The sequence below is a fragment of the Modestobacter excelsi genome (genome assembly GCF_005930495.1).
Lineage (GTDB): Bacteria > Actinomycetota > Actinomycetes > Mycobacteriales > Geodermatophilaceae > Modestobacter > Modestobacter excelsi.
In genome coordinates this window covers 1-25,958 of record NZ_SJEX01000052.1, presented here as the reverse complement: position 1 = coordinate 25,958, position 25,958 = coordinate 1, and the positions used below count along the sequence as shown (strand labels likewise).

21 protein-coding genes are annotated in these 25,958 nt (G+C 73.8%); 6 read left to right on the top strand and 15 right to left on the bottom strand.

The genetic code is table 11. The annotated features are described in order from the left end of the window. The first annotated feature begins 130 nt into the window (after positions 1-130). Positions 131-1,825 (top strand): SpoIIE family protein phosphatase, encoded by a 1,695-nt coding sequence (locus FHL80_RS16500; protein ID WP_138734467.1) that lies wholly within the window; start codon positions 131-133, stop codon positions 1,823-1,825. Positions 1,826-1,996: 171 nt separating this feature from the next. On the opposite strand, the gene FHL80_RS16495 is transcribed toward FHL80_RS16500, so the two are convergent. After that, complete coding sequence (locus tag FHL80_RS16495; RefSeq protein WP_138734466.1) at positions 1,997-2,560, bottom strand: dihydrofolate reductase family protein; 564 nt, start codon at positions 2,558-2,560, stop codon at positions 1,997-1,999. Positions 2,561-2,898: 338 nt separating this feature from the next. Further along, a complete protein-coding gene (glnA, locus tag FHL80_RS16485; RefSeq protein WP_138734465.1) occupies positions 2,899-4,332 on the bottom strand; it encodes a type I glutamate--ammonia ligase in 1,434 nt (477 codons plus the stop codon). 175 nt (positions 4,333-4,507) lie between these two features. Here glnA and FHL80_RS16480 point away from each other — a divergent pair, with 175 nt between their 5' ends. After that, positions 4,508-4,930 (top strand): RDD family protein, encoded by a 423-nt coding sequence (locus FHL80_RS16480; protein ID WP_138734464.1) that lies wholly within the window; start codon positions 4,508-4,510, stop codon positions 4,928-4,930. 88 nt (positions 4,931-5,018) lie between these two features. Here FHL80_RS16480 and FHL80_RS16475 read toward each other — a convergent pair whose 3' ends face one another. Next, the gene (locus FHL80_RS16475) at positions 5,019-5,678 is read right to left on the bottom strand and encodes a response regulator transcription factor (RefSeq protein WP_138734463.1); all 660 of its coding nucleotides are present in this window, start codon (positions 5,676-5,678) and stop codon (positions 5,019-5,021) included. Next, complete coding sequence (locus FHL80_RS16470; protein ID WP_138734462.1) at positions 5,675-6,832, bottom strand: sensor histidine kinase; 1,158 nt, start codon at positions 6,830-6,832, stop codon at positions 5,675-5,677. Before FHL80_RS16470 ends, FHL80_RS16475 begins: the two co-directional genes overlap by 4 nt. A gap of 134 nt (positions 6,833-6,966) precedes the next feature. On the opposite strand from FHL80_RS16470, the gene FHL80_RS16465 reads away from it, so the two are divergent. Together FHL80_RS16465 and FHL80_RS16460 are read left to right on the top strand one after the other, a co-directional pair. Beyond that, positions 6,967-7,899, top strand: coding sequence for an ABC transporter ATP-binding protein (locus tag FHL80_RS16465; RefSeq protein ID WP_138734461.1), 933 nt, complete (start codon positions 6,967-6,969; stop codon positions 7,897-7,899). Next, positions 7,896-8,744, top strand: a complete 849-nt coding sequence (locus FHL80_RS16460) for an ABC-2 transporter permease (protein ID WP_138734460.1) — start codon at positions 7,896-7,898, stop codon at positions 8,742-8,744. Before FHL80_RS16465 ends, FHL80_RS16460 begins: the two co-directional genes overlap by 4 nt. A gap of 58 nt (positions 8,745-8,802) precedes the next feature. Here the strand turns inward: FHL80_RS16460 and FHL80_RS16455 are convergent, their stop codons facing one another. The 3 genes from FHL80_RS16455 to FHL80_RS16445 form a co-directional block, all read right to left on the bottom strand. Beyond that, positions 8,803-9,645: a DUF4191 domain-containing protein gene (locus FHL80_RS16455; protein WP_138734459.1), complete on the bottom strand. Its 843-nt coding sequence runs from the start codon at positions 9,643-9,645 to the stop codon at positions 8,803-8,805. Positions 9,646-9,729: 84 nt separating this feature from the next. After that, on the bottom strand, positions 9,730-10,716 hold the full coding sequence (gene lipA, locus FHL80_RS16450; RefSeq protein ID WP_216870801.1) for a lipoyl synthase: 987 nt from the start codon (positions 10,714-10,716) through the stop codon (positions 9,730-9,732). A gap of 105 nt (positions 10,717-10,821) precedes the next feature. Next, positions 10,822-12,258, bottom strand: a complete 1,437-nt coding sequence (locus tag FHL80_RS16445) for a hypothetical protein (RefSeq protein ID WP_138734458.1) — start codon at positions 12,256-12,258, stop codon at positions 10,822-10,824. 114 nt (positions 12,259-12,372) lie between these two features. Between FHL80_RS16445 and FHL80_RS16440 the strand changes: the two genes are divergently transcribed. Next, on the top strand, positions 12,373-13,302 hold the full coding sequence (locus FHL80_RS16440) for an LLM class F420-dependent oxidoreductase (protein ID WP_138734457.1): 930 nt from the start codon (positions 12,373-12,375) through the stop codon (positions 13,300-13,302). Between the two features lie 59 nt (positions 13,303-13,361). Here FHL80_RS16440 and FHL80_RS16435 read toward each other — a convergent pair whose 3' ends face one another. From FHL80_RS16435 to FHL80_RS16415, 5 genes are all read right to left on the bottom strand, one after another. Next, a complete protein-coding gene (locus tag FHL80_RS16435) occupies positions 13,362-14,183 on the bottom strand; it encodes a phosphocholine cytidylyltransferase family protein (RefSeq protein ID WP_216870800.1) in 822 nt (273 codons plus the stop codon). Positions 14,184-14,185: 2 nt separating this feature from the next. Then, positions 14,186-15,283, bottom strand: coding sequence for a CDP-glycerol glycerophosphotransferase family protein (locus FHL80_RS16430; RefSeq protein ID WP_138734456.1), 1,098 nt, complete (start codon positions 15,281-15,283; stop codon positions 14,186-14,188). Then, on the bottom strand, positions 15,280-16,050 hold the full coding sequence (locus FHL80_RS16425) for an HAD family hydrolase (protein WP_138734455.1): 771 nt from the start codon (positions 16,048-16,050) through the stop codon (positions 15,280-15,282). Before FHL80_RS16425 ends, FHL80_RS16430 begins: the two co-directional genes overlap by 4 nt. A gap of 41 nt (positions 16,051-16,091) precedes the next feature. Then, positions 16,092-17,750 (bottom strand): mannitol dehydrogenase family protein, encoded by a 1,659-nt coding sequence (locus FHL80_RS16420; protein ID WP_138734454.1) that lies wholly within the window; start codon positions 17,748-17,750, stop codon positions 16,092-16,094. Between the two features lie 368 nt (positions 17,751-18,118). Then, on the bottom strand, positions 18,119-19,687 hold the full coding sequence (locus FHL80_RS16415; RefSeq protein ID WP_138734453.1) for a mannitol dehydrogenase family protein: 1,569 nt from the start codon (positions 19,685-19,687) through the stop codon (positions 18,119-18,121). Positions 19,688-20,118: 431 nt separating this feature from the next. Between FHL80_RS16415 and leuS the strand changes: the two genes are divergently transcribed. Continuing rightward, complete coding sequence (gene leuS, locus FHL80_RS16410; RefSeq protein ID WP_138734452.1) at positions 20,119-23,016, top strand: leucine--tRNA ligase; 2,898 nt, start codon at positions 20,119-20,121, stop codon at positions 23,014-23,016. 116 nt (positions 23,017-23,132) lie between these two features. On the opposite strand, the gene lipB is transcribed toward leuS, so the two are convergent. From lipB to FHL80_RS16395, 3 genes are all read right to left on the bottom strand, one after another. Then, entirely contained in the window at positions 23,133-23,780 is a 648-nt protein-coding gene (gene lipB / locus FHL80_RS16405) for a lipoyl(octanoyl) transferase LipB (RefSeq protein WP_138734451.1), read from the bottom strand. Positions 23,781-23,854: 74 nt separating this feature from the next. After that, entirely contained in the window at positions 23,855-24,592 is a 738-nt protein-coding gene (locus FHL80_RS16400) for a Type 1 glutamine amidotransferase-like domain-containing protein (RefSeq protein WP_138734450.1), read from the bottom strand. Further along, entirely contained in the window at positions 24,589-25,848 is a 1,260-nt protein-coding gene (locus FHL80_RS16395; protein WP_138734449.1) for an NAD(P)/FAD-dependent oxidoreductase, read from the bottom strand. Before FHL80_RS16395 ends, FHL80_RS16400 begins: the two co-directional genes overlap by 4 nt. Positions 25,849-25,958: the final 110 nt, after the last annotated feature.

Below are 25,958 nucleotides of genomic sequence, written 5' to 3'. Positions count from 1 at the left end.
CCACCGGACCAGGTCACCCTCCGCCACGCCACGGGGGAGGCCGCGGCGAGATCATGACGAGCGGAGTCGGGCGTAGGGTTCGACTCGCCTCGAAGCGGCGGGGCGCACCACCCAGCACGCGGAGGGCACGGTGAGCGAGTCCGTCGCAGCCCGGCTCGAGCCGAACGTGCTGGCCGCGGTCCTGGAGGCGCTGCCGGACGGTGTCGCGTTGTTCGATGCCGACTGGAGGATCTGCTACATCAACGCGGCCGGGGCGGCGCTCCTCGAGCGGCAGGCGGGCGAGCTGATCGGCCGCGGCATCTGGGTCGCCCTGCCCGAGCTGGCCGGCAGCATCTTCCACAGCTTCTTGCTGCGCGCCCGCGGTGCCGGTGCACCGGTGACCTGGCAGGGCTTCTACGCCCCCGCCGACCGCTGGGTGAGCGCCACCGCCGCCGTCGTCGACGACGACCTGCTGCAGATCACCTTCCGGCAGGCCGGTGACGGGCTCACCGAGCCGGCCGTGACCGGCAGCCGGGGCGAGCCGGCGGCGGCGGAGTCGGTCGCGGATCGGGACCGGCTGCGGTTCCTCGCCGAGGTCTCCGAGGCCATGATCACGACCCTGGACACCGGCGAGTCGGCCACCCGGTTGGCCGAACTGGCGGCGCGCCGGTTGTGTGACTGGGCGATGGTCGCGCTGGTCGGCGAGGACGGCGGCGCGGGGGAGGAGGCGTGGTCCCACCGGGACCCGGCACGCCGGGGTGACCTCGACACCTACGTGCGCGGTCGGCTGCGCGACGCCGTCGACGACGCCGCGATGGTCGACGCCCTGCTGTCCGGGGAGCCGGTGCAGGTCTCGTCGATCGACCAGGAGGAGGTCGCGCCCTCGTTGCCCGACGAGGAGGTACGCGCGGCCTGGCGTCGGCTGGAGACCACCTCCTGCACCATCGTGCCGCTGCGGGCCCGCGGGGAGACCTTCGGTGTCCTGGCGCTGCTGAACACCGGCGCGCGGCCGGCGCACACGGAGGCGGAGATCGCCACCGCCGTGGAGGCAGCCCGTCGCGGCGCGCTCGCGCTGGACAACGCCCGCCTGTACGGCCGGCAGCTGAAGGTGGCCGAGACCCTGCAGCACAGCCTGCTGACCCCACCGCCGCAACCGGACCGGCTGCAGATCGCGGTCCGGTACCGGCCGGCCGCGGTCCACCAGCAGGTGGGCGGGGACTGGTACGACGCGTTCCAGCAGCCTGACGGCGCCACGCTGCTGGTGATCGGCGACGTCGTGGGACACGACGTGGACGCCGCTGCCGCGATGGGGCAGGTCCGCAGCATCATGCGGGGCATCGCCTACGACCGGCCGGAGAGCCCGGCCCAGGTGCTCTCCCGGGTCGACGGTGTGCTCACCGGCCTGGCGATCGGCACCCTGGCCACGGCCCTGATCGCCCGTCTCGAGCAACCGGTCGAGCTGGCCGGTTCGGGGCTGCGCACCCTGCGCTGGTCCTCAGCCGGGCACCTGCCGCCCCTGCTGCTGTGCCCGGACGGGCGGGTCCAGGTGCTGGACAACCTCCCCGAGCGGCTGCTGGGCGCCGACTCGACCGGCCCCCGCACCGACCACGAGGCACTGCTGCACCCCGGCGACACCGTCGTCTTCTACACCGACGGGCTGATCGAGCACGGCCACACCGGGATCGACGAGGGCATCGCCCGACTCACCGGAGCACTGGCCCAGTTGCGCGACGCCGACCTCGAGGAGCTCTGCGATCGGCTGCTCAGCAGGATCGTGACCGGCCGCGCCGACGACGACATCGCGATCCTCGCGGTCCGCTGCGACCCGGAGGAGAGCCGGGGCTGACGTCGACCGCGCGTGGTGTCCGGGGTCACAGAGCGCGGCCACGGGGCCGACGAGGAAGACGGCCACGAGTTCGACGGTGCTGATCACCGACGGGTGTCACGATCGCCTCGAGACACAGCGCCACGAGATCCTTGGCGGCCCGAAGCCCGTCCCGATCCGAGGTCGGGGTGGTCAGCGCCTGGTCTCGTACCTGGTCAGGACCACGCCGTCGGGGAACATCCGGGTCTCCACCAGTGTCAGGTGCACCCAGTTGCCCAGGGCCGCGAAGAACGGCGTGCCGCCACCTACCAGCACCGGATGGGTGACGATCGCGTACTCGTCGATCAGCCCGGCCCGCATGGCCCCTGCGGCGAGTGTGGCGCCGGCGATGTCCATGGGGCCGCCGTCCCCGGCCTTGAGCCGGGTGATCTCGGTGACCGCGTCGCTGGTGACCAGGCGGGTGTTCCAGTCGACCGTCCTGGTCGTCGAGGAGAACACCACCTTCGGCATGTCCCGCCAGCGGCGGGCGTACTCGATCTCCGCCGGTGTGGCACCCGGCTGCTGGTCGGCGGTCGGCCAGTGGGAGCTCATCGTCTCCCACAGTCTGCGCCCGTACAGCGACAGGCCCGTCGCACCCACCCGGTCGGACCACCACTGGAACAGCTCGTCGCTCGGCACACTCCAGCCGAGGTCGTCGCCGGGCGCGGCGATGTAGCCGTCCAGGCTCAGGTTCATGCCGAAGGCCAGTCGTGGCATGCCGTCAGCCTCCCGTGACCAGGTACACGGCGTACAGACCGGCACGGCACGCAGAAGTCATCGGTCCGGCCACACCGAGGGCCGGTTCACCACCTCGCTACGAACACGGCTGGACGGCCGCGCACCCGGCGACCCCCCCGGGGCCGGCGCTGTTGCGTCCAGCACCGACTTCGGCACGGCAGCGCCAAGACGACGCTGGACACCTATGGGCACCTGTGTCCGGACAGTGACGAGTCCCCACGGGCCGCCGTTGCTGCTGAGCTGGCGGCCCGTGGGGACTCGTCGGGGACTGCTGGTGCATCGCTGCGGTGAGACCGCAGCTCAGCGTCTTGTGGAACTCAGATGTCGTAGTACATCGCGAACTCGTGCGGGTGCGGGCGGAGCCGGATCGGGTCGATCTCGTTGGCCCGCTTGTACTCGATCCAGGTCTCGATCAGGTCGGAGGTGAACACGCCACCGTCGAGCAGGTAGTCGTGGTCGACCTCGAGCCGGTCGAGGACGGCGTCCAGCGACGCGGGCACCTTCTCGATGCCCAGGGCCTCCTCGGGCGGCAGCTCGTAGAGGTCCTTGTCGACCGGCGCCGGGGGCTCGATCTTGTTGCGGACGCCGTCGAGGCCGGCCATCAGCATCGCCGAGAACGCCAGGTACGGGTTGGCCGACGGGTCGGGCACCCGGAACTCGATGCGCTTGGCCTTCGGGTTGTCACCCGAGATCGGGATGCGCGTGCACGCCGAGCGGTTGCGCGCGGAGTAGACGAGGTTGATCGGCGCCTCGTAGCCCGGGACCAGGCGGTGGTAGCTGTTGACCGTCGGGTTGGTGAAGGCCAGCAGCGACGGGGCGTGCGTGAGCAGGCCACCGATGTAGTGCCGGGCCATGTCCGACAGGCCGGCGTAGCCGGTCTCGGCGGCAAACAGCGGCTCGCCGTCCTTCCACAGGCTCTGGTGACAGTGCATGCCCGAGCCGTTGTCACCGAAGAGCGGCTTGGGCATGAACGTCGCGCTCTTGCCGTGCGCCCAGGCGGTGTTCTTGATGATGTACTTGAAGAGCATCAGGCTGTCCGCCGAGCGGAGCAGGGTGTCGAACTTGTAGTTGATCTCGGCCTGGCCGCCGGTGCCCACCTCGTGGTGGCCACGCTCGAGCTCGAGCCCGGCGTGGGTCAGGTTGACCATCATCGTCGAGCGCAGGTCGCTCTGGTGGTCGATCGGCTCGACCGGGAAGTAGCCACCCTTGGGCCGGGTCTTGTACCCGAGGTTGGGGCCGCCGTTCTCACCGGTGAGCGACCCGGTGTTCCAGGAGCCCTCGACCGCGTCGATGTGGTAGTAGCCCTCGTTGATCGCAGTGTTGTGGCGCACCGAGTCGAAGACGTAGAACTCGGCCTCCGGGCCGAAGTACGCGGTGTCGGCGATGCCGGAGCTGGCGAGGTAGGCCTCGGCCTTCTTCGCCACGTTGCGCGGGTCGCGGCTGTAGGCCTCACGCGTGATCGGGTCGTGGATGAAGAAGTTGATGTTCAGCGTCTTGTGGATGCGGAACGGGTCCAGGTACGCGCTGCTCGCGTCGGGCAGAAGCAGCATGTCCGACTCGTTGATCGCCTGGAAACCGCGGATCGACGAACCGTCGAAGCCCAGGCCGTCGGCGAAGGTGTCCGGGCCGAACGTCTCCGCCGGGATGGTGAAGTGCTGCATGACGCCGGGCAGGTCGCAGAACCGGACGTCGACGAACTTCACGTCGTTGTCGCGGATGTACGCGGTGACCTCGTCGGGACTGTTGAACATCGATCCTCCGGGAATGGACGGCCAGCTCCAGAGCAAGTTACGAGCGGGGGGTTGCTCCGGGGTGTCTCTGGTGTTTCGTCGCGGTAACACCGCCCTCGGCGTGTCGTCCGGGAGCGACGGTCGTCACCGACGGTGACCCGGTCGGGCGCGGCCGGGGACGACATACGCTGGCAGGGTGACCAGGGACGACGTCCAACCCTCTCAGGAACGCGCCCGCGGCGCCGCACTGGGGCTGCCCGCCACCGGGCCGGGGTCGCTGGCCCCGTTCGGCCGCCGGGTCGGGCAGTACCTCATCGACGCGGTCGTCTCGGGTCTGGTCGCGGCACTGTTCACCGCCCCCGAGGCGCCCCGGCTGTGGAGCCTGCTCACGTTCGGCGTGATGACGGTGGTCTTCCTTGCGCTCGCCGGGCAGACGCCGGGGATGCGGCTGCTCGGTCTCCGGCTGGCCCACCCGCAGCCGGGCCAGCGGTTGGCCCTGTGGCGCGCGGTCGTCCGCACCGGCCTGCTGGTGCTGCTGCTCCCGGCGCTGGTCGTCGACTCCGACGGCCGCGGACTGCACGACCGGCTCACCGACACCGCCGTGGTCCTGGACCGCTGAAGGACCCCGTCCCTCTCATCCCTCGCAAGCTCGGGACGAGCCTCCGGACGGGGCCAACCGGCGCTGCGGAGCCGGGCGAGCCCGGCGACTACCGGTCGACCTGCAGGCCGGACTCGATCGCGAACACCACCATCTGGGCCCGGTCGCGGGCGCGCAGCTTGAGCATCGCCCGGCTGACGTGCGTGCGCACCGTCGCCGGGCTGACCACCAGCGCCGCGGCGATCTCGTCGTTGGAGCGGCCGGTGGCCACCCAGGCCACGATCTCCCGCTCCCGCTCGGTCAGCTCCGCGACGCCGGGGTGCGGCGCGCTCCGCGGCGCCGGCCCGGCCGCGAAGTGCTCGATCACCCGGCGGGTGACGGTGGGGGAGAGCAGTGAGCCGCCCCCGGCGACCACCCGGACGGCGCGCAGCAGCTCGGCCGGTTCGCCGTCCTTGAGCACAAAGCCGCTGGCCCCGGCGGCGAGCGCGGCGAAGACGTACTCGTCGAGCTCGAAGGTGGTCAGCACGATGACCCGCACCCCGGTCAGCGCCGGGTCGGCGGCGATCTGGCGGAGGGCCTCCAGGCCGTCCACCTCGGGCATCCGCACGTCCATCAGGACCACGTCGGGCAGCGTGGCCCGCACCAGGGCAAGCCCGGTCCGGCCGTCGGCCGCCTCACCGACCAGCTCGGTGTCCTCCTCGGTCTCCAGCAGGGCGCGCAGACCCATCCGGACCAGGGCCTGGTCATCGACGACGGCCACCCGGATCACGGCGTGCGCTCCTGGATCGGCAGCTCGGCCCGCACCACGAAGCCGTCCTCCACACCGGTCTCCAGCCGGCCGCCGACCGCGACGGCGCGCTCGCGCATCCCCGGGATGCCCAGCCCGGCGGGTGCGCCCCCGGCAGGGCCGGGACCGTGGTCGCGCACCTCGACGAGCAGGCTGCCGGCGGTGCACCGCACGGTGACCCAGGCCGGGGTGTCCCCGGCGTGCCGGAGCACGTTGGTCAGCGCCTCCTGCACGATCCGGTGGGCGGCGGCGCCGACCTCGGCCGGCACGCCGGGGCAGTCGTCGAGCCGGGCGTGCAGCACCAGCCCGCCGGCGCGCATCCGCTCGACGAGCGCCGGCAGGTCGGCCAGCCCGGGTGTGGGCCGCAGCGCGGGGGACCCGGCCGGGGCGGCGGGGTCGCGGAAGCGCAGCAGCTCGGCGCGCAGCCCGTCCAGCGACTCCCGGCTGGTGGCCTGGATGGCGGTGAGCAGCTCGCGGGCCCGGGCCGGGTCCTTGTCCAGCACGTGCAGCGCCACCCCGGACTGCAGCGCGATGACCGCGAGCCCGTGCCCGACGCCGTCGTGCACCTCGCGGGCGATCGCCAGCCGCTCCTCGGAGACCGCCCGCCGGGCCTGCTCGGCGCGCACCCCCGCCTCCGCGGTGCGGCGGGCCTGCAGGGCGGCGCCGATCGCGCCGGGCGCGGAGACGACGGCCGCCCAGCCGACGGTCCAGGCCAGCCGGGGCACCCAGCCGCCGGCGTCGGCGTCCAGCGCGTGGGGCAGCGCGGTGACCAGCACGAACGCCACGCCGGCGACCGCCGCCGTGCGCCACGGCACCCGCGTCGCCACCGTGTACGCCGCGACCGGCCCGGTGAACAGGACCGGTCCGAACGGGTAGCCGAGCAGCAGGTACCCGCTGATCGCGGCGCCGCACACCGCCAGCGTGACCAGCGGGAACCGGCGGCGCACCAGCAGCGCCAGGGCGGCGACGCTGGCCAGGGCGTAGGCCGCGACGCCCGGGTGCGGCAGCCCCTGGTTGCGGGCCGCCGCGCCGGTGCCCACCCAGCACAGCAGGAGCAGCACCGCGGCGGGACCGACGTCCCACCACCAGTCGCCGGGCGGCCGGCCCCGGTGGACCGGTGCGGCGGGGACGGTCACCCGGCGACGATAGGACCGCCTGACCCCGGCCGGCGTCGTCGTCCCGACGTCATCGGCCTACGCAGTCCTGCGTACGCCGGGAGCCGCCCGACGGCGGATGTGGGCGACGGCCGGCGTCACCGACGGTGGCCGGCATGACCGACACCATCGTGCGCACCGACGCACTCAGCAAGCGCTACGGCGACCGGCTGGCGGTCGACTCCGTCAGCCTGACCGTGCGGCAGGGGGAGGTGTACGGCTTCCTCGGCCCGAACGGCGCGGGGAAGACGACCACCCTCCGGATGGTCCTGGGACTGGTCCGGCCCACCAGCGGCCGGGCGGTCGTGCTCGGCGACGCTCCCGGCAGCCCCCCGGTCGTCGCGCGGGTGGGCGCCCTGGTCGAGGGGCCGGGCTTCTACCCGTACCTGTCCGGCCGGGACAACCTGAGGGTGATGGCGCGCTACCAGGGGGTCGACGACCGGGGCGTCGACGCCGTGCTCGACCGGGTGGACCTGCGCAGCCGCGGCGGCGACCGGTACAGCCGGTACTCCCTCGGCATGAAGCAGCGCCTCGGCGTGGCCGCGGCCCTGCTCGGCGATCCCGACCTGCTGGTGCTCGATGAGCCGACCAACGGCCTGGACCCGGCCGGGATGGCGGACATGCGCGCGCTGCTGGTCGACGTCGCCGCCGGTGGCCAGACCGTGGTGCTCTCCAGCCACCTGCTCGCGGAGGTGCAGGAGGTCTGCGACCGGGTGGGCGTCATCGCCGGGGGCCGGCTGCTGGCCGAGGGCACGGTCGCCGAGCTGCGCGGGGCGACGGCGGTGCTGCTGCGCGCGCGGCCGCTGGACCTCGCGCTCGCTGTGGCGATGCGGGTCAGCGGGGACGACGCCGTCGAGGTGGTGCACGGCGGCGCGGACGACGCGCTCCGGGTGCACGCCGGACCCGAGCTGATCCCGCAGCTGACCCGGAACCTGGTGGGTGCCGGCGTCGACGTGCTGGAGGTGACGACCGTGGAGAGGTCGCTGGAGGAGGTGTTCCTGGCGATGACCGGGGCGCCGATGACGCAGCCCGCCGGGAGCGCGCGATGAGCGGGCTGCTGGGGAGCACCCGCGCCGAGGTGCTCCGGCTGCGCCGCTGGCCGGCGACCTGGGTGCTGATCGGCGTCTGGTTCGCCCTGGACCTGGCGTTCGTCTACGTCTTCAACTACATCGCCTACCGCACCGGCGACGTCTCCGGGCCGGCCGACCGGGTGCCCCGTGCGCAACTGCTGGCCGGTCTGCTGCCAGACGCGGTGCCGTCGGCCGCGGTGCAGGGGACCCCGCTGTTCGGCGGGGCGATCGTGCTGATCCTGGGCGCGCTCGCGGCGGGCAGCGGGTTCGGCTGGGGCAGCTGGAAGACCGTGCTCACCCAGGGGCCGGGACGGGGCACCACGTTCGGCGGCACCCTCGTCGTCCTGGCGCTGACGGTGGTCGGCCTCGTGCTGGCCACCTTCGCCCTCGACCTCGCGGTGTCCAGCGTGCTGGCCGCGGTCGAGGACCAGCCGGTGGACCTGCCCTCGGTCGGCGCCCTCGCGCAGGGCGTGGGCACTGGCATCCTGGTGCTGGGCATGTGGTGCGCTGCCGGGGTCCTGATCGGCGTGCTGACCCGCAGCCCGGCGCTCGCGGTGGGGCTGGGCCTGGTGTGGGCGCTGGTGGTGGAGAACCTGCTGCGCGGGGTGGCCGACCTGATCGGTGGGCTGGCCGTGGTCACCGACCACCTGCCCGGCACGGCCGCCGGGTCGCTCGTCGGGGCGCTGGGCGGGGCCGCGGGCGACCGCGCGCCGGGTGTCCAGACGATCCTGACCAGCGGGACCGCCATCGGCTTCCTGCTCGGCTACCTGGTGCTGTTCGCGGCGGGCGGGTTGGTGCTGATGCGCCGCCGCGACCTGGCCTGAGGCCCCCTGCAGGGTCCCGCTGCGAGCTTGCGAGTGGTGGGGGCCAGGGGGTGTTCCCTCACCGCCGGCGGACCTGCCGCTGGCTGACCGACATCTGCCGGCCACCGGGGAGGGGGCCGCCGGGCACCGGCATCCGGGCACCGCCGAGGGCGGCCATCCGCTTGCCGAGGGCGTTGACCTCGGCGGCGGACAGGTTGCGCGGGAGCTTCATGACGTGCGCGCTGAGCTTCTTGAGCGGGACCTGGCCCTCGCCGTCGCCGACCGTGACGTCGTAGATCGGGGTGTCGCCGACGACCTTGGCGATCCGCCGCTTCTCCTGGGCGATCAGGCTCCGGACCCGCTGGGGGTTGCCCTCGCCGACCAGCACGATGCCGGGCCGGCCGAGCACCCGGTGGACGGCGTCCAGCTCGCGGTTGCCCGCGGCGCCCGACGTGACCCGCCAGTCGCCGCGCATGCCCTCGAGCACCCAGCTGGCGGCACCGGGCTGGCCCTCGACCTGCCGGTACGCGGTGCCCTGGGCTCGGCGGCCGAAGAGGATCAGCGCGGCCAGCAGGCCGAGCAGGACAGCGATGGGCAGGAACAGGAACGGCGAGCCGAGCAGGATGCCGATCAGCTCGACCACCGCGACGACCACCACGAAGGCGATGAGCATCACCCAGGGCAGCTTGGGGTCGTTCCGGTAGGTCATCTTGTAGGCCTGGCTGATCATGCCGGCCTGGTTCTTGAACTTCGTCAGCCGCGAGACCTTCGGCTGGCCGTCCTTGCCGACCTTGGGCTTGCCCTTCTTGCCTGCGCCCACGGCCGTCGAGCCCTTGGTACCGCGTCCGGGCGGCCCGCCGGCCGGGCCCCGTCCGGCCTTGCCGGAGGGAGCGGAGGTGTCGGTGGACCTGCTGCGTGCCATGCCGCCAGGATAGAAGAAGGACCCCGGTGCCCCCCACACCACGCTGACGCGCGGCGCGGGCCCTGCAGCGGGCCGCAGGCGAACTCAGACCGTCGGGGTCAGCCCGCGCGCTTCGGCGGCCTGCTGGTAGAGCCGGCCGGCGCGGTAGGAGCTGCGCACCAGCGGGCCGGCCAGCACGCCGGCGAAGCCCATCTCCTCGGCCTGTGCCTGGAAGCCGACGAACTCCTCGGGCTTGACCCACCGGACGACCGGGTGGTGCCGGACGCTGGGCCGCAGGTACTGGGTGATCGTCAGCAGGTCGCAGCCGGCGTCGTGCAGTGCCTGCATGGCCTCGACGACCTCGTGGGGCTCCTCGCCCATGCCCAGGATCAGGTTGGACTTGGTGACCAGGCCTGCCTCGCGGGCGGCGGTGAGGACCGACAGCGAGCGCTCGAACCGGAAGCCGGGGCGGATCCGCTTGAAGATCCGCGGCACGGTCTCGACGTTGTGCGCCAGCACCTCGGGCCGGGAGGAGAAGACCTCGGCCAGCTGGGCGGGCTCGGCGTTGAAGTCGGGGATGAGCAGCTCGACGCCGCAGCCCGGGATCTGCTCGTGGATCTGCCGGACCGTCTCGGCGTACAGCCAGGCACCGCCGTCGGGCAGGTCGTCACGGGCGACGCCGGTGATGGTGGCGTAGCGCAGGCCCATCGAGACGACGCTCTCGGCGACCCGGCGGGGCTCGTCGGCGTCGAAGTCGGCGGGCTTGCCGGTGTCGATCTGGCAGAAGTCGCAGCGCCGGGTGCACTGGTCACCGCCGATGAGGAAGGTCGCCTCGCGGTCCTCCCAGCACTCGTAGATGTTGGGGCAGCCGGCCTCTTCGCAGACCGTGTGCAGCCCCTCGCGGCGGACCAGCGACTTGAGCTCGGTGTACTCCGGCCCGGTCTTCAGCTTCGTCTTGATCCACTCGGGCTTGCGCTCGATGGGTGTCTGGCTGTTGCGGACCTCCAGGCGCAGCATCTTGCGACCGGCCGGCTCGATCCGGGAGGACGCCGTCGGGGTCTCCGCAGGTGCCTCCTCCATGCCCAGGCTCATGGCGAGCACGGTACTCCGGCCGGTCAGCACCCCTCGGGCCCCGGACGCAGCACAGGGGCCCAGCCGGATCGGCTGGGCCCCTGTGTGAGCGGGTGGTGCGGCGGGTCAGCCCGCGGCGTCCTCGTCGGGGCGGGTGCCCCGGCTGGGCGCCGAGTTGCCGGCGCTGCCGGGGGCCTCGGTGAAGCTGTCGGGCGCGGCCGTGGCCACCGGGCTGTCCGGGTCGTTGGTGGTGCCGGTCGCGGTGGTCGGACGGTCCTGGTTGCTGGGCTCGCCGGGGCCGGAGGCCGGCTCGGCCTCGAGGGCGCCGATGCCGCCCTCGGCCGGCCCGGAGTCCGACGGTGCGGTCATCGACGTGGACACCGTCTTGCCCTGGGCCTCAGGGCTCTCGGATCCGCCTGCGGGGGTGCTCGGTGAACTGGGCACGGGGTCCTCTCGGTAGCTGGGCACGGGGCCGTCGCCGGTCGGCGCGGGCATCCACTGGTCCTCGGGGGCGTTGCGGCGGATCAGGACGACGACGCCCGCGGCGATCGCGGCGAGGGCGGCGACCACCCACGGCCAGCGGCGGGGCTGGGGCTTCTCGAGGCCCACGCTCCGCCTGACCGAGGTCACGGTCGCCGCGGTGCGCTTGGCGGCCTGCTTGCGGGCCTTGGCTGTGGCCTTCTCCATCTCCGCGCGCCGCTTGGCTGCCTTCTGGGCCAGCTTGTCGGCCTTCCTGCTGAGCTTGTCCGCCTTCTTGCCCGCGGCGCTGGTCGTGGCGTCGGCGGCGGCCCTGAGGGCGGCGACCCGGACGGCGGCCTGCACCCGCGCGGCCTCGGCAGCGGCGGCCGCGTCCTTGCGGACCTTGTCGGTCTGCTTGGCGGTCGCCGCGCTCAGCGTCGCCGCGGTGGCGGCGAGGTCGGCGCTGCGGGAGTCGAGCTGGGCGCGGGCGGCCTCGACCTGCGCGGCGAGGTTGGCCCGGGCGCTGTCCAGTGCCGGGCCGGCCGCCACGCGGGCGGCGCTGATCCGCGGACCGGCGGCGTCACGCGCCGCGGTGATCTTCGGGGCCGTCGCCGCCACCTGGGCGGCGAGGTTGGCCATAGCCGCGTCCAGTGCCGGGCCGGCGGCCCCGCGTGCCGCCTCGATCCGCGGCGCGGCCGCGGCGACGGCGGTCTCCAGGTTGGCGCGGGCGACCTTGGTCGCCGCCTCCAGCCGGGGGACGACGTCGGACTCGTAGGCCTTCTGCGCGGCCTCGATCCGCGGCGCCAGGCTCTTCTGCGCCGCCTCGATCCGCGGCACCAGGGTCTCCCGCGCGGCGTCCAGGCGGGGCACGAGGACCTCCCGTGCGGCGTCGAGCTGCGGGGCGATCGCGGCGACCGCCGCCTCCACCCGTGGGGCGACGTCTGCGGCGTACGTCTGCTGCGCGGCCTTGGCAGCGGCGGCGACCTGCGGGCCCAACTGCTCCGCCGTCGCCTTGCGGGCCTCGGCGACCGCTGCGCCGATGTGGGCGAAGCCCTCCTGCAACTCGGCGCCGATGACCTCTGTCCGGCTCTTCCTGCGGAACACTCCAGCACCTCCGGTTGATCGCGTCGCGATCATCCTGCCCGGCATCGCCTCCCGGCACACCCCCAACCAGGAATCCCCGCAGCGGCGGGGCCGGCCGCTGGCTACGTTCGGGCCGTGCAGCTACGGATCTTCACCGAACCCCAGATGGGCGCCACCTACGACGACCTGCTCGCGGTGGCCAGGCGCACCGAGGAGACCGGCTTCGACGCCTTCTTCCGCTCCGACCACTACCTGACCATGGGCGGGGACGGGCTCCCCGGCCCGACCGACGCCTGGGTGACGCTGGCCGGGTTGGCCCGGGAGACCAGCCGCATCCGGCTCGGCACGCTGATGACCGCGGCCACCTTCCGGCTGCCCGGACCACTGGCGATCACGGTGGCGCAGGTCGACCAGATGAGCGGCGGCCGGGTCGAGCTCGGCATCGGGTCCGGCTGGTTCGCCGAGGAGCACGCCGCCTACGGCATCCCGTTCCCCGAGCTCGGCGAGCGCTTCGACCGCTACGAGGAGCAGCTGGCGGTGATCACCGGGTTGTGGGGCACCCCGGTGGGCGAGAGGTTCGACTTCGCCGGCACGCACTACCAGCTCGCCGGCTCACCGGCGCTGCCCAAGCCGGTGCAGCCCGGCGGCGTCCCCGTCCTGGTCGGCGGCAGCGGCCGGAAGCGCACGCCCCGGCTGGCCGCCCGGTACGCCGCGGAGTTCAACGTGCCCTTCGCCTCGGCCGAGGACAACGCGCGGTTGTTCGCCGGGGTGCGTGAGGCCTGCGCGGACGCCGGCCGCGACCCCGCCGACCTGGTGTACAGCTCGGCGCTGGTGCTGTGCGTGGGGCGGGACGACGCCGAGCTCCGGCGCCGGGCCGCCGCCATCGGCCGGGACGTCGACGAGCTGCGCCGCAACGGTGCCGCGGGCACGCCGGCGCAGGCGGTGGACACCCTGGGCCGCTACGCGGAGGCCGGCGCGGGCCGGGTGTACCTGCAGGTGCTCGACCTGACCGACCTCGACCACCTCGACCTGGTGGCCGGCGAGGTCGCCCCGCAGCTGGGCTGAACCGACGAACGCCCCACCCCGGGTTCGGGGTGGGGCGTTCGTCGGTCGGACCGGGTCGCTCAGCCCAGCTCGGAGGACAGCGGCTCGAGCGCCGCCCGGGAGCCCAGCCAGGTGTTCGCCCGCTGCAGGTCCTCGTCGAAGTCGACCTCGACGGCGGAGAACCGGGAGATGTCCAGCGGGTGGAAGCGCACCCCCGCGTGCTGGACGGCCAGCTCCATGCCGCGCTCGAAGTAGTCGTGCAGCTCGCACGCGGCGAGGTGCTCGACCAGGGCCGCCTTGTCGCCGCTGGACACGTAGTTGATGCCCACCGCCTCGCCCAGCCCACCGACGACGGTCTTGGACAGCTCGGCGATGAAGCCGTCGCCGTCGAGGGTGTACTTGACCTCCTCGTCGGCGACCGTGGAGGTGTCCACGCAGACGAAGCTCTCGTCGGCGCGCACCAGCGACGCGGCGTGGTCGAGCACGGCGGGGTCGAACACCACGTCGCCGTTCATCCAGAGCACCCCGCCCGGGTGGGAGGTCCGCAGCGCGCGCAGCAGGCTCTGCGAGGTGTTGGTGGCGGCGAAGTCCGGGTTGAAGGCGAACCGGAGGTCCGGCTGCGCCCGCATGACGGCCTTGGCCCGGTAGCCGACGACCGCGGTCACCGACGCGGCGTCGCCGAAGACGGCGCGGATGCCGTCCAGCTGCTGCTGCATGATGCTGCGGCCGTCCATCAGGGGGGTCAGCGGCTTGGGCAGCTTGCGGCCCAGCCGGGTGCCCATCCCGGCGGCCAGGATCACCACCTGCGGGGATGCGGTGGGGGCGTCGGACGAACGACCGGCGACGGCCGGACGCGACCGCCGATCGCTGTGCCCGGTCAGGATCGGGTCTGCAGTGCGCATGCTCATCTCCTCGGTTCGTCGTTCTGTTGCTGGGACGGGAAGAACAGGTCGAGGACCCGTTCGGTGGCGTGGCCGTCCTCCAGGGAGCAGAAGGTCTCCTGGAAGCGGGTGTACTGCGGGGTGGGCACCCACGGCCGGCTGCTGAGCTCGGCGATCGCGGCCAGGACCTCGTCGCTGGTCGCCAGCAGCGGGCCCGGCGCGGCCGCGGCGAGATCGAAGTAGAACCCGCGCAGCTCGTCCTTGAAGTAGTCGAGGTCGTAGGTGAAGTTGACGATCGGCCGGCCGGTGACGGCGAAGTCGAACATGGTCGAGGAGTAGTCGGTGACCAGGACGTCGGCGGCCAGGTACAGGTACCGGATGTCGGGGTGGGACGACACGTCGCGGACCGGCCCGCCCTCGGGGAACTCCAGCCGGTCGGCGACCATCTGGTGCAGCCGGAGCAGCAGCACGTGGTCCTCGCCGAGACCGGCGGCGAACTCGTTGAGGTCCAGCGGGAAGGTGTGCTGCGGGCCACCGCCCTCGGCGAAGACGAGGTCGTCGCGCCAGGTGGGGGTGTACAGCACGGCGGTGACCCTGTCGGCGATGCCCAGCTGCGCACGGACCTCGGCGCGGATCCGGTCCCGGTCCGGTGAGCTGAGGACGTCGTTGCGCGGGTAGCCGGTCTCGTGCACCGGGCCGGTGAAGCCGAAGGCCTGCCGGAACCGCGGGGTGCTTGCCGGGTTCTGCGACAGCAGCGCGTCCCAGCGGGCGATCTCGGTGTCCAGGTAGGCCAGCCGGCCCTCCGGCGCCCACAGCACGTCGTTGTGGATCCGCTTGAGCGGGGTGCCGTGCCAGGTCTGCAGGTAGGTGGTGCCGGGCCGCTTGTCCCAGTCGAAGCCGATGTGGTCGTTGGAGACGACGACGTCGGCGGACTCCAGGGCGGCCCGCGCCTCGGCGCTGCCGAAGTCGACCGTGGCCACCTCGGCCGGGAAGTCCGCGACCCGGTCGGGCCGGGAGAGCCAGACGTACTCGTGGTCGTCCCCGCGCTCGCGGAGGGCCTCGTAGAGGGCGCGCGGGCTGTCGGAGTAGTCCCCCTGGAAGCTGTTCAGGACGACCTTCACCCCGCACCGCCCGCCGTGGTCAGCGCCGACTCGGGAGCGGGCCGGAGCAGGTCGGTCAGCTCCGTCCAGGAGGAGATGACCGCCAGGACGCCGGCGTCCCGGAGCTGCTCGGCGCGCTCGGCCCGCTCGTCGGGCGCGACGAAGCGCAGGTTGCCCACCGTGGGGCAGCCCGCGCGGACCGCGGAGAGGGCACCGGGCACCGAGTCCTCGACCGCCAGGCCCTGCTCCGGGGCGATGCCCAGCTCGGCGCAGGCGTGCAGGTAGACGGCCGGGTCGGGCTTGCTGGTCGGGGTCGGCAGCGAGTCCTCGGCGCTGTACCGGCGGGCGGACGGGATCAGCTCGTCCAGCCCGGTGGCGGTGAAGCACCCGGCCAGCCGGGACAGCGCGCTGGAGCTCACCGCCGCCAGCGTGAGCTGGGTCGAGAGCGTGGTGAGCGCGGCGGTGACCTCCGCGTCCGGGCGCAGGGTCTGCGCCAGGTGGCCGGTGACGACCTCCTTCTCCGCGGCGACCCAGGTGTCGAGGTCGACGACGTCCCGGCCGGCGGAGGCGGCGAGGTCGGCCGCCGTCGTCCGGAAGTTCTTGCCGGTGGTGGCCAGCCGGAGCTCCTCGGCGGTGAAGCGCAGGTCGATGTCGTGCGCGGCCAGGAAGCGGTTGGTGACGTCGGCGGAGGCGACGAAGGCGGGCTCCTCGGAGGGGAACAGGTTCCCGTCCGCGTCGCACAGCAGGGCCTCGAGACGCTCGGCGAGCGCTGCGGGGATCGGTGGCATCGGTGCGCCCTCCTCAGGGGTCGGTCGGATGGGTGGCTGGGTCAGGCGGGCAGCAGGCGTTCGCCGGCCACCGCGGCCGTGGCCACCGGGACGGGGGTCATCGCCCCCGTGCCCGCGCGTCGTCCGTGGTCCACGGCCCGACCCGCGGCCACGGCGGTGACCGCATCGTGGCGAACACCGGCTGCGGAGTCCACCGCCACGGCCAGCGTCGCCCGGACGCCGTCCCGCTCCAGCTCGCGCAGCGCCAGCGCCAGCGCGTCGACGAATGCCAGGTCGTCGCCCAGGTCGCCGAAGACCGACCGCACACCGAGCAGCGGACGCGGGTCGGTGCCGCCCGCCCGGGCCAGCTGCCGCAGTTCGGCGGCGCGTTCGTCGACGACGAGGAGCTCGCCCCCGGCCAGGTCGGTGCCCTGCAGGTAGCGGCACCAGCCGGCGACCGCCAGGGTGAGCAGCCGGCTCGGCCGGCCGGTCGCCAGCGCCGTCCGCAGGGACGGCAGCAGGTACAGCGGGACCTTCGACGAGCCCCGCCGGCACAGCCGGTCGAGGCGGTCGCCGATCGAGGGGTCGGCGAAGCGCTGCACCAGGCTCCGCTGGTACCCGGCCAGGTCGACCCCCGCGGGGGGCGGCAGCAGCGGGGCGATCTCCTCGGCCATCAGCCGGGCCACGTAGCGGCCGAGCGCCGGGTCGGCCATGACCTCGTCGACGCGGGTGAGCCCGGCCAGCTGACCGAGGTGGCCCAGCGCCGAGTGGCAGGCGTTGAGCAGCCGGGTCTTCATCAGCTCGTGGTCGCCGACGTCGCCGACGAACTGGACGCCGACCCGCTCCAGCGGCGGCCGGTCGTTGCAGAAGGAGTCCTCCATGACCCACTGGGAGAACCGCTCGGTGATCACCGGCCACGTGTCCGCGACACCGAACCGCCGGGCGATGTCGTCCCGGTCCTGCTCGCTGGTCGAGGGGGTGATCCGGTCGACCATGCTCCCCGGGAAGGCCACGTTGTCGGTGATCCAGCGGGCCAGCACCTCGTCGCGGAGCTGGGCGAAGCCGACCACGGCGGCGCGGGCGGCCTCCCCGTTCTGCTGCATGTTGTCGCAGGACAGCACGGTGAACGGGCGCTGCCCGGCCCGGCGGCGGCGGTCGAGCGCCTCGACGATGTAGCCGAACAGCGACCGCGGGTGGTGCGGGTCGGCGAGGTCGGCGAGCACCGCGTGGTCGGGGGCGAACTCGCCGCTGAGCGCGTCGATCCGGTAGGCGTTGCCGGTCACGGTCATGGTGACCAGGCGGGTGCGCTCGTCGGTCAGCAGCGCCAGGACCGTCTCAGGGGAGTCGGGCGCGAAGTGGTAGTCGACCATCGAGCCGATCACCCGGGCCTGCTCACCGGCGGAGCTGCGCTCGACGACGGTGTACAGGTGGTCCTGCGGACGGAGTGCGTCCCGCATCGCCGGGGAGTGCAGCCCGACACCGACCACACCCCAGTCGGTGACGCCCTGCTCGGCCAGGTCGTCGAGGTAGACGAGCTGGTGGGCGCGGTGGAACCCGCCGACGCTGAAGTGGACGACCGCGGGGGTCAGTGCGGCCCGGTCGTAGGTGGGGACGCGGAGGCGGCCGGCGTGCACGCCGAGGGTCCGCTCGGACAGCGGGACAGCCTCCTCGGCCGGGGCATCGACCCATCCGACCCTGCCGTGCGGGGCGCCTGCTGCCATGCGTGACCTCCTCATCTGCCGTCAACGTGCTGGACCTGCGGGTTGTCCCGCGTCCTGTTCACTGCCTGCCGCACCCGTGTCACCGGGCCCCGTCGCGACCGACCGTCCCTCGCGCGGCCGCCGGGGGGCGGCTGCAGCGTCAGTGGCCTGCCCGCAGCTGCTCGGCGTCGCCCTGACCAGGGGCGGGCCGTCTGCGGTCGTTCGCCAGGCGGCGCTGCTGCTCAACGCCGGGAGGTCTACGTGCCCTGCAGTGTCGCACGACAAACGCCGAGGTGATCATGAGCACTCGGCCGGGCCGGTCCGCCGCGCCGTGCGACACACCGGCCGGACGGCGGGAGCACCGGCCGCGGTGCCCCCGCCGGCCCCGCTCAGGCCGGGACCTGCTCCTCGGTGGCGGCGTCCTCGTCGTCCTGCGCGGGCACCGGTCCGGCGGCGGCGAGGTGGTCGGCGAGCGTCGCCCGGACGCCGTCGTCCTCCAGCTGCCGCAGCGCCTCCTCCAGCCGCCCCACGAACGCCTCGTCGTCGACCAAGTCCCCGAAGACCGACCGCTCGCCGAGCAGCGGGCGCGGGTCGGTGCCGCCGCTGCGGGCCAGCTCCTGCAGCCGGTCGGCCAGCTGGTCCTGGACATCGAGCGGCCGGCCGGCCTCGTCGGTGCCGCGCAGGTACCGTAGCCAGCCGGCCACGGCGAGGGTGAGCAGCGCGTGCGGGCGGTCCTCCTGCAGCGCCGAGCACAGCGACGGCAGCAGGTAGTTGGGCACCTTGGTGGAGCCCCGGCGGCTGAGCCGGCCGAGCTGGTCACCGATGGCCGGGTTGGCGAACCGGCGCAGCAGGGCGGACTCGTACTCGGTCAGGTCCACGCCGTCGGGCCGGGGGAGCAGCGGGATCACCTCGCCGAGCATCAGGTGGTCCAGGTAGTCGTGGAAGACGGGGTCGGACACGACCTGGTCGGTGGTCTCCCAGCCCGCCAGCTGGCCGAGGAAGCCGATCGCGCAGTGGCTGGCGTTGAGCAGCCGGGTCTTCATCAGCTCGTAGTGGCCGATGTCGGCCACGAACCGGACGCCGACGGTCTCCAGCGCGGGCCGGCCGTTGCAGAACCGGTCCTCGACGAACCACTGCGAGAACGGCTCGGTGATGACCGGCCAGTTGTCGTCGATGCCGAGGTCGGCGGCGATGGCGTCCCGCTCGTCGGTGCTGGTCGCCGGGGTGATCCGGTCGACCATGCTGCTCGGGAACGCGACCTCGTCGGCGATCCAGCGCGCCAGGACCTCGTCCCGCAGCCGGGCGAAGCCGACGACGGCGGTGCGGGCCGCGGTCCCGTTGGACTGCATGTTGTCGCAGGACAGCACCGTGAACGGAGGGAGGCCGGCCCGCCGGCGACGGTCGAGCGCCTCGACGAGGTAGCCGAACACCGAGCAGGGCTGCTGCGGGTGCTCGAGGTCGGCCCGGGCCTCGTCGTCGGGCTCGAATGCGCCGCTGTGCGGGTCGATCCGGTAGGCGGTGCCGGTGACGGTCATGGTGACCACGCGGGTCCGCTCGTCGGCGAGCAGGTCCAGCACCCGCTCGGGCGCGTCCGGGGCGTAGACGTAGTCGACCATCGCGCCGACCACCCGCGCCCGCTCGGCGTCCTCGCCCCGTTCCACCACGGTGTAGAGGTGGTCCTGGGGGGCGAGGGCGTCGCGCATGCTCGTGCTGTGCAGGCCGACGCCCACCACGCCCCAGTCGGTGCACCCGCGCTCGGCCAGCTCGTCGAGGTAGACCAGCTGGTGGGCCCGGGTGAACCCGCCGACGCTGATGTGCACCACCGCGGGGGTGAGGGCGGCCCGGTCGTAGGTGGGCACCTGCGCGCGGTCGGCGAGCCCGGGCAGGGTGGCGGCGTTGAGCGGCTCGGCGGGGCGGTCCGGCTGGCGGGTGGACGGTGTCGGGGCGGCGTCGGTCATGGTGGTCCTCCAGCTGGCGCCGGTCCGGGAGGGGCATCACGAGGGCGTGCACGACCACGGGCGGCACCGGTTGCGACCGGCGTCGTCGGGGATGTGGGCGGAGCCTCCGGTCCTGGACCGGTCGGCAGCTGCATCGCCCCGGGGTGCGCTCTCACGGGCCCGGCGGGGCGGCGCTGCGATCTTGAACGCCACTCATGGACTGCCCGGACGATCAACGGACGAAACGGTCCCGCAAGCGTGACCGACGCCACTCGGCCGTGACGGGCCGGGAGCCGGGCGTGCCGCGCGCTAGGATCGGCTCCGTGACCGGCGGACTCCTGCTTCTCCCGCCGTGCTGACCTGAGACCTCAGAGCAGCACGGCGACCCCTCCTGCGTGAGGGGTTTTTTTCTGCCCGCCGCACCGGACACCAGCACCTGGGAGCACCCGACCATGAGCCAGACGGCCAGCCCGAGCACCGACCCGTCCACCGACGGGGTGCCGCCGCACCGGTACACCCCCGCGCTGGCGCAGCAGATCGAGCTCGCCTGGCAGGACCGCTGGCAGACCGAGGGCACCTTCCACACGCCCAACCCGGTCGGTCCGCTGAGCGAGGGCTTCGACCGGGTCGCCGACCGGCCCAAGGCGTTCGTCATGGACATGTTCCCCTACCCCTCGGGGGACGGGCTGCACGTGGGGCACCCGCTGGGCTACCTGGGCACCGACGTGACCAGCCGGTTCCTGCGGATGGACGGGCGCAACGTGCTGCACCCGATGGGCTACGACGCCTTCGGGCTGCCCGCCGAGCAGTACGCCGTGCAGACCGGTCAGCACCCGCGGGTCACCACCGAGTCGAACATCGCGGCGATCAGCCGCCAGCTGCGCCGGCTGGGCGTCGACCACGACACCCGCCGCACCTTCGCCACGATCGACCCGGGCTACTACAAGTGGACCCAGTGGATCTTCCGGCAGGTCTTCGAGGCCTGGTTCGACCCGGACGCCGGGAAGGCCCGTCCCATCGCCGAGCTGGTGGCCGAGCTGGACGCCGGCACCCGCGAGCCGGCGCCGGGCACGCTGCCGGAGGGCTGCAGCTGGGCGGAGCTGTCCCCGGTCGAGCGCCGCCGGGTCGTCGACGCGCACCGGCTGGCCTACCTGAACCAGGCGCCGGTCAACTGGGCGCCCGGGCTGGGCACCGTGCTGTCCAACGAGGAGGTCACCGCCGACGGCCGCTCGGAGCGCGGCAACTTCCCGGTGTTCCGGCGTCCGCTGACCCAGTGGAAGATGCGGATCACCGCCTACGCCGAGCGGCTGCTGACCGACCTGGACCGGCTGGACTGGCCGGACTCGCTGAAGCAGATGCAGCGCAACTGGATCGGTCGCTCGACCGGTGCCCGCGTCCGGTTCGCGGTCGAGGGCGAGCAGGTCGAGGTGTTCACCACCCGCCCGGACACCCTGTTCGGCGCCACCTACCTGGTGCTGGCACCCGAGCACCCGCTGGTCGAGACGCTGACCGCCGCCCAGTGGCCGGCCGACGCCGACCCGCGGTGGACGGCCGGTGCGGCCACCCCGGCCGAGGCCGTGGCCGCCTACCAGCTGCAGGCCTCGCGCCGGTCGGAGCTGGAGCGGCAGACCGAGGGCCGGGACAAGACCGGCGTGTGGCTGGGCGTGTCCGCGGTCAACCCGCTGACCGGCCGCGACCTGCCGGTGTTCATCGCCGACTACGTGCTGACCGGGTACGGCACCGGCGCGATCATGGCGGTGCCCGGCGAGGACACCCGGGACTGGGAGTTCGCGCAGGTCTTCGGGCTGCCCGTCGTCCGCACGGTGCAGCCGCCGGCGGGCTTCGACGGCGGCGCGTACACCGGCACCGGCCCGATGATCAACAGCTCGAACGAGCACCTGTCGCTGGACGGGCTGGACAAGGCCGCCGCGATCGCCACCGTCACCGAGTGGCTGGTGGCCTCCGGCCACGGGGAGGCGACGACCACGTACAAGCTGCGGGACTGGCTGTTCAGCCGGCAGCGGTACTGGGGCGAGCCGTTCCCGATCGTGTACGCCGTCGACGGGCCGGACGCCGACCTGCCGGTCGCCGTCCCGGAGTCGCTGCTGCCGGTGCTGCTGCCCGACGTCGACGACTACTCGCCGAAGACGTTCGCCGACGACGACGCGGACTCCAAGCCCGAGCCGCCGTTGTCGCGCGCCACCGACTGGACGACGGTCACCCTGGACCTGGGGGACGGCCCGCGGACCTACCGGCGGGAGACCAACACGATGCCCAACTGGGCCGGGTCGTGCTGGTACTACCTGCGCTACGCGGACCCGACCAACGACCAGGTCCTCGTGGACCCGGAGCTGGAGCGCTACTGGCTGGGGCCGCAGGAGCCGGGTGACGTCGGCGGCGTCGACCTGTACGTCGGCGGGGTGGAGCACGCGGTGCTGCACCTGCTGTACGCCCGGTTCTGGCACAAGATCCTGTTCGACCTGGGGCACGTCTCCAGCGAGGAGCCGTTCCGCCGCCTGGTCAACCAGGGCTACATCTCGGCGTTCGCCTACACCGACGCGCGTGGCTTCTACGTCCCCGCCGCCGAGGTGGTCGAGTCCGACGGGCAGTTCCTGCACCAGGGGCAGCCGGTCAATCGTGAGTACGGGAAGATCGGCAAGAGCCTGAAGAACGTGATCACCCCCGACGAGATGGTCGACGCCTTCGGGGCCGACACCTTCCGGGTCTACGAGATGTCGACCGGCCCGCTGGACCAGTCGCGGCCGTGGGAGACCAAGGCGGTCGTCGGGTCGCAGCGGCTGCTGCAGCGGATCTGGCGGGTGGTCGTCGACGAGGAGACCGGCGCGGTGCGGGCCGGGGACGTCGAGCCGGACGCCGACACCTCGCGGGCGCTGAACCGGGCGATCGAGGCCGTCCGGGACGGCATGACGACGCTGCGGTTCAACATCGCCATCGCCCGGATCACCGAGCTGACCAACCACCTGACCTCGGCCTACCAGCCGGGGACGGCGGTGCCCCGCCCGGTGGCGGAGGCCCTGGTCCTGCTGGTGGCGCCGCTGGCCCCGCACCTGGCCGAGGAGCTGTGGGCCCGGCTGGGTCACCCGGACTCGGTGGCCTGGGCGTCGTTCCCGGTGGCCGACCCGCAGTGGCTGGTGGACGACACGGTCGAGGTCGCGGTGCAGGTCAACGGCAAGGTGCGGGCGCAGGTGAAGGTGCCCGCCGACGCGGACGCCGCCGCCCTGGAGGCCGCGGCCCGCGCCGACGGCCGGATCGCCGGGCTCCTGGACGGCGCCACCGTCCGCCGGGTGGTCGCGGTGCCGGGCCGGCTGGTCAACTTCGTCCTCGGCTGAACTCGCCGGGTGGTCAGCGTGGATCAGGTGACCTGATCACCGGCCGTCCTCCCGCACCGGCGTTGGTGCGGGAGGACACCCTTTGATCAGGTGACCTGATCAGAGTCAGGGCCCCGTCAGGCGGGGACGGTCTGCGCTGCGGTGAGGACCTCGCGCATCGCGGCCTCGACGGCGTCGATGACCTCGCTGACCGGCACGTCCCGGCCGAGCTCGGCGCTCAGCGAGGTGGCGCCGGCGTCGGGGATGCCGCACGGGACCATGTTGGAGAACGCCGCCATGTCCGGGTCGCAGTTCAGCGCGAAGCCGTGCATGGTCACCCCGCGGGCCACCCGGACGCCGATGGCCGCCACCTTGCGGTCCGGCCCCCGGTCGTCGGCGAGCACCCAGACACCGCTGCGGCCCTCGACCAGCGCGGTGGCGACACCGACGCCGGAGCACACCGCCATCAGCGCCTGCTCCATCCGGCGGACGTGCGCGACGACGTCGACCGGGTCGGGCAGGGCCACGATCGGGTAGCCGACCAGCTGACCTGGGCCGTGCCAGGTGATCTTCCCGCCGCGGTCGACGTCGATCACCGGTGTGCCGTCGAAGGGCCGCTCGTGCGGCTCGGTGCGCTTGCCGGCGGTGTAGACCGCCGGGTGCTCCAGCAGCAGCAGCGTGTCCGGGCCGGTGCCCGCCACGCGCTCCTGGTGCAGCCGGCGCTGCCATGCCCACGCGTCCTCGTAGGGGACCGTGCCCGCCCGGACCACTCGCAGTTCGCTCACGCTCGGAGCCTATGCGAGAGGACCCCGCCCTCCCCACCTCTCGCACGCTCGAGGCAGGCCACGGGACGGGGCCGTCAGCGCAGTCGGCGCGGCTCGATCCGCGTCTCCTGCGCCGTCCCGTCGTCTCCCCGCTCGACGCGGTAGGCCGCCTTCCCCGGCCGGTCGGCGACCGCCTCCACCAGCTCGGTGCCCCGGTACACCAGGCCCACGCCGTCGTCGGTGGCGAACCCCGGTGGCAGGGTGCCGTCGGCCACCAGCCGGTGGTACAGCGGCCGGCGCTGCTCTTCGGAGTCGTGGTGCACGCCGTTGGAGTACGGGAGCAGACCCAGGCCGTCGGTCACCGGACGCAGTCCGGGGCCGTAGGAGTCGGTGGTCCCGCCGACGTGCCAGCACAGCGAGCCCGCCGAGACCCCCGCGAGCACCACGCCGGCCAGCCACGCCTCGCGGAACACCTCCTCGAGGCCGTGCACCCGCCAGACGGCGAGCAGGTTGGCGACACTCCCACCACCGACCCACACGACGTCCTGGGCCAGCAGGTGCGCGCGGACGTCGGCGACGGTGGGCATCGGGAACAGGCTCAGGTGGGACACGGCCACGTCGGGGCGCGCGGCGAAGGCCCCGTAGAAGCCGGCGATCCGGGTCGGGTCGTCCCCGGTAGCGGTGCCCAGGTGGCAGATCCGGGGTCGGCCGGGGTCGCCGGCCAGCTGGAACGCCAGGTCGAAGACCGGCCCCGGAGACCAGTCGTACGGTCCGCGGCCGCGGGAGTCGAAGCCGATGCTCGTGGCCAGCACGGTCGGCGCGGTGGCGGTCACCGGCCGCCCCGGTCGGCCGCCGCGGGTGCGGACCCGCCCAGCCGACGCAGCACCGCCCGGGCGGTGCGGGCACCGCTGGCCATGGCGCCCTGGATCGACGGGGTGTCCCGGTGGTCACCGCAGACGAACAACCCGCCGCCGAGGTCGACCGGGCGGCGGTGCTGCAGCGGGGGAGCGGCGGCCGGCTGGGCCCCGGTCACCGTCACGCTGGTGAGGTGCTCCAGGTCGGTCTCGGCCACGTCGTGGGCCCGGGCGACCTCGGCGCGGACGTCCGCCTCCCGGGTCGGGGCCAGCGTGGAGCTGGCCACCAGCGCGCGGCGGTCGGGGCTGTAGGCGGGCTGCGCGTCGGAGACGACCACGGTGTTGACCAGCTGCCCGCCTGGCTGCCCGAGCACGATGAGCGGGCTGGGCCACGGTGACGCGGGCAGGACGTGCAGGTGGGTGGTCACCTGGCGGGTGGCAGCGGCGTCCAGGCCGGGCACCAGCGCTGCCGCGGTGCCCGGGTCGGTGGCGACCACCACCGCGTCGGCGGTCGTCGTCCCGGCCTCGGTGCGCACGGAGCCGCCGTCGACCGCCCTCACCCCGACGCCCAGGTGCAGTCGTCCGGCCGGGAGCCGGGCCGCCAGCTGACCGCCGATGGACTGCATGCCGGCGGCGGGCAGTCCGACCCGGCCGCGGACGAAGCTGCGCCAGACCAGGTCGAGGTACCGGCTGGAGGTCTCCAGGCGGTCCTCCAGCAGCACGCCGGCCAGGAAGGGCCGGAGGAAGGCCTCGAGGGCCTGCTCACCGACGCCGGCCCGGCGCAGGGACTCCTCGGCCGACCGCTCCGGTGCCGACAGCAGCCGGGCAACGGGCAGGTAGCCGGCGCGGGCGGAGAACGCGGCGAGTGCGGCGTCCCGGAGCGGGCCGCCCAGGGGCGCCCGGAGGGTGTCGAGGGTGCCGGCGGGGTGGCGGCGGGGGTCGACGACCCGGTGCGCGCGACCCTCGACCCGCAGCACGGCGCCGGTCCAGAAGAAGCCGAGGTCCAGCGCGGGCAGGTCGAGGTCGGCGACCCGCGGGTAGCCGGTGTTGAGCACCTGGAACCCGCGGTCGACCAGGAAGCCGTCGATCCGGGTGGTGGCCAGCCGGCCTCCCGCGGCGTCGGCGGCGTCGATGAGGTGGACGTCCCGGCCGGCGGCCGCCAGCCGGGTCGCCACCGACAGTCCCGCGAGACCGGCGCCGACCACGACGACCTCGGCGCGGGAGGGGAGTGGCATGGGCCGAACCTAGGCGGTGCGGCAGGTGCGGTCGTGCGCAGGACCGGGACTGTGGACATCGCCCACGCCTGTGGACGACGCCGGCGGCGGCGTGGCCGATCGTCCTACCG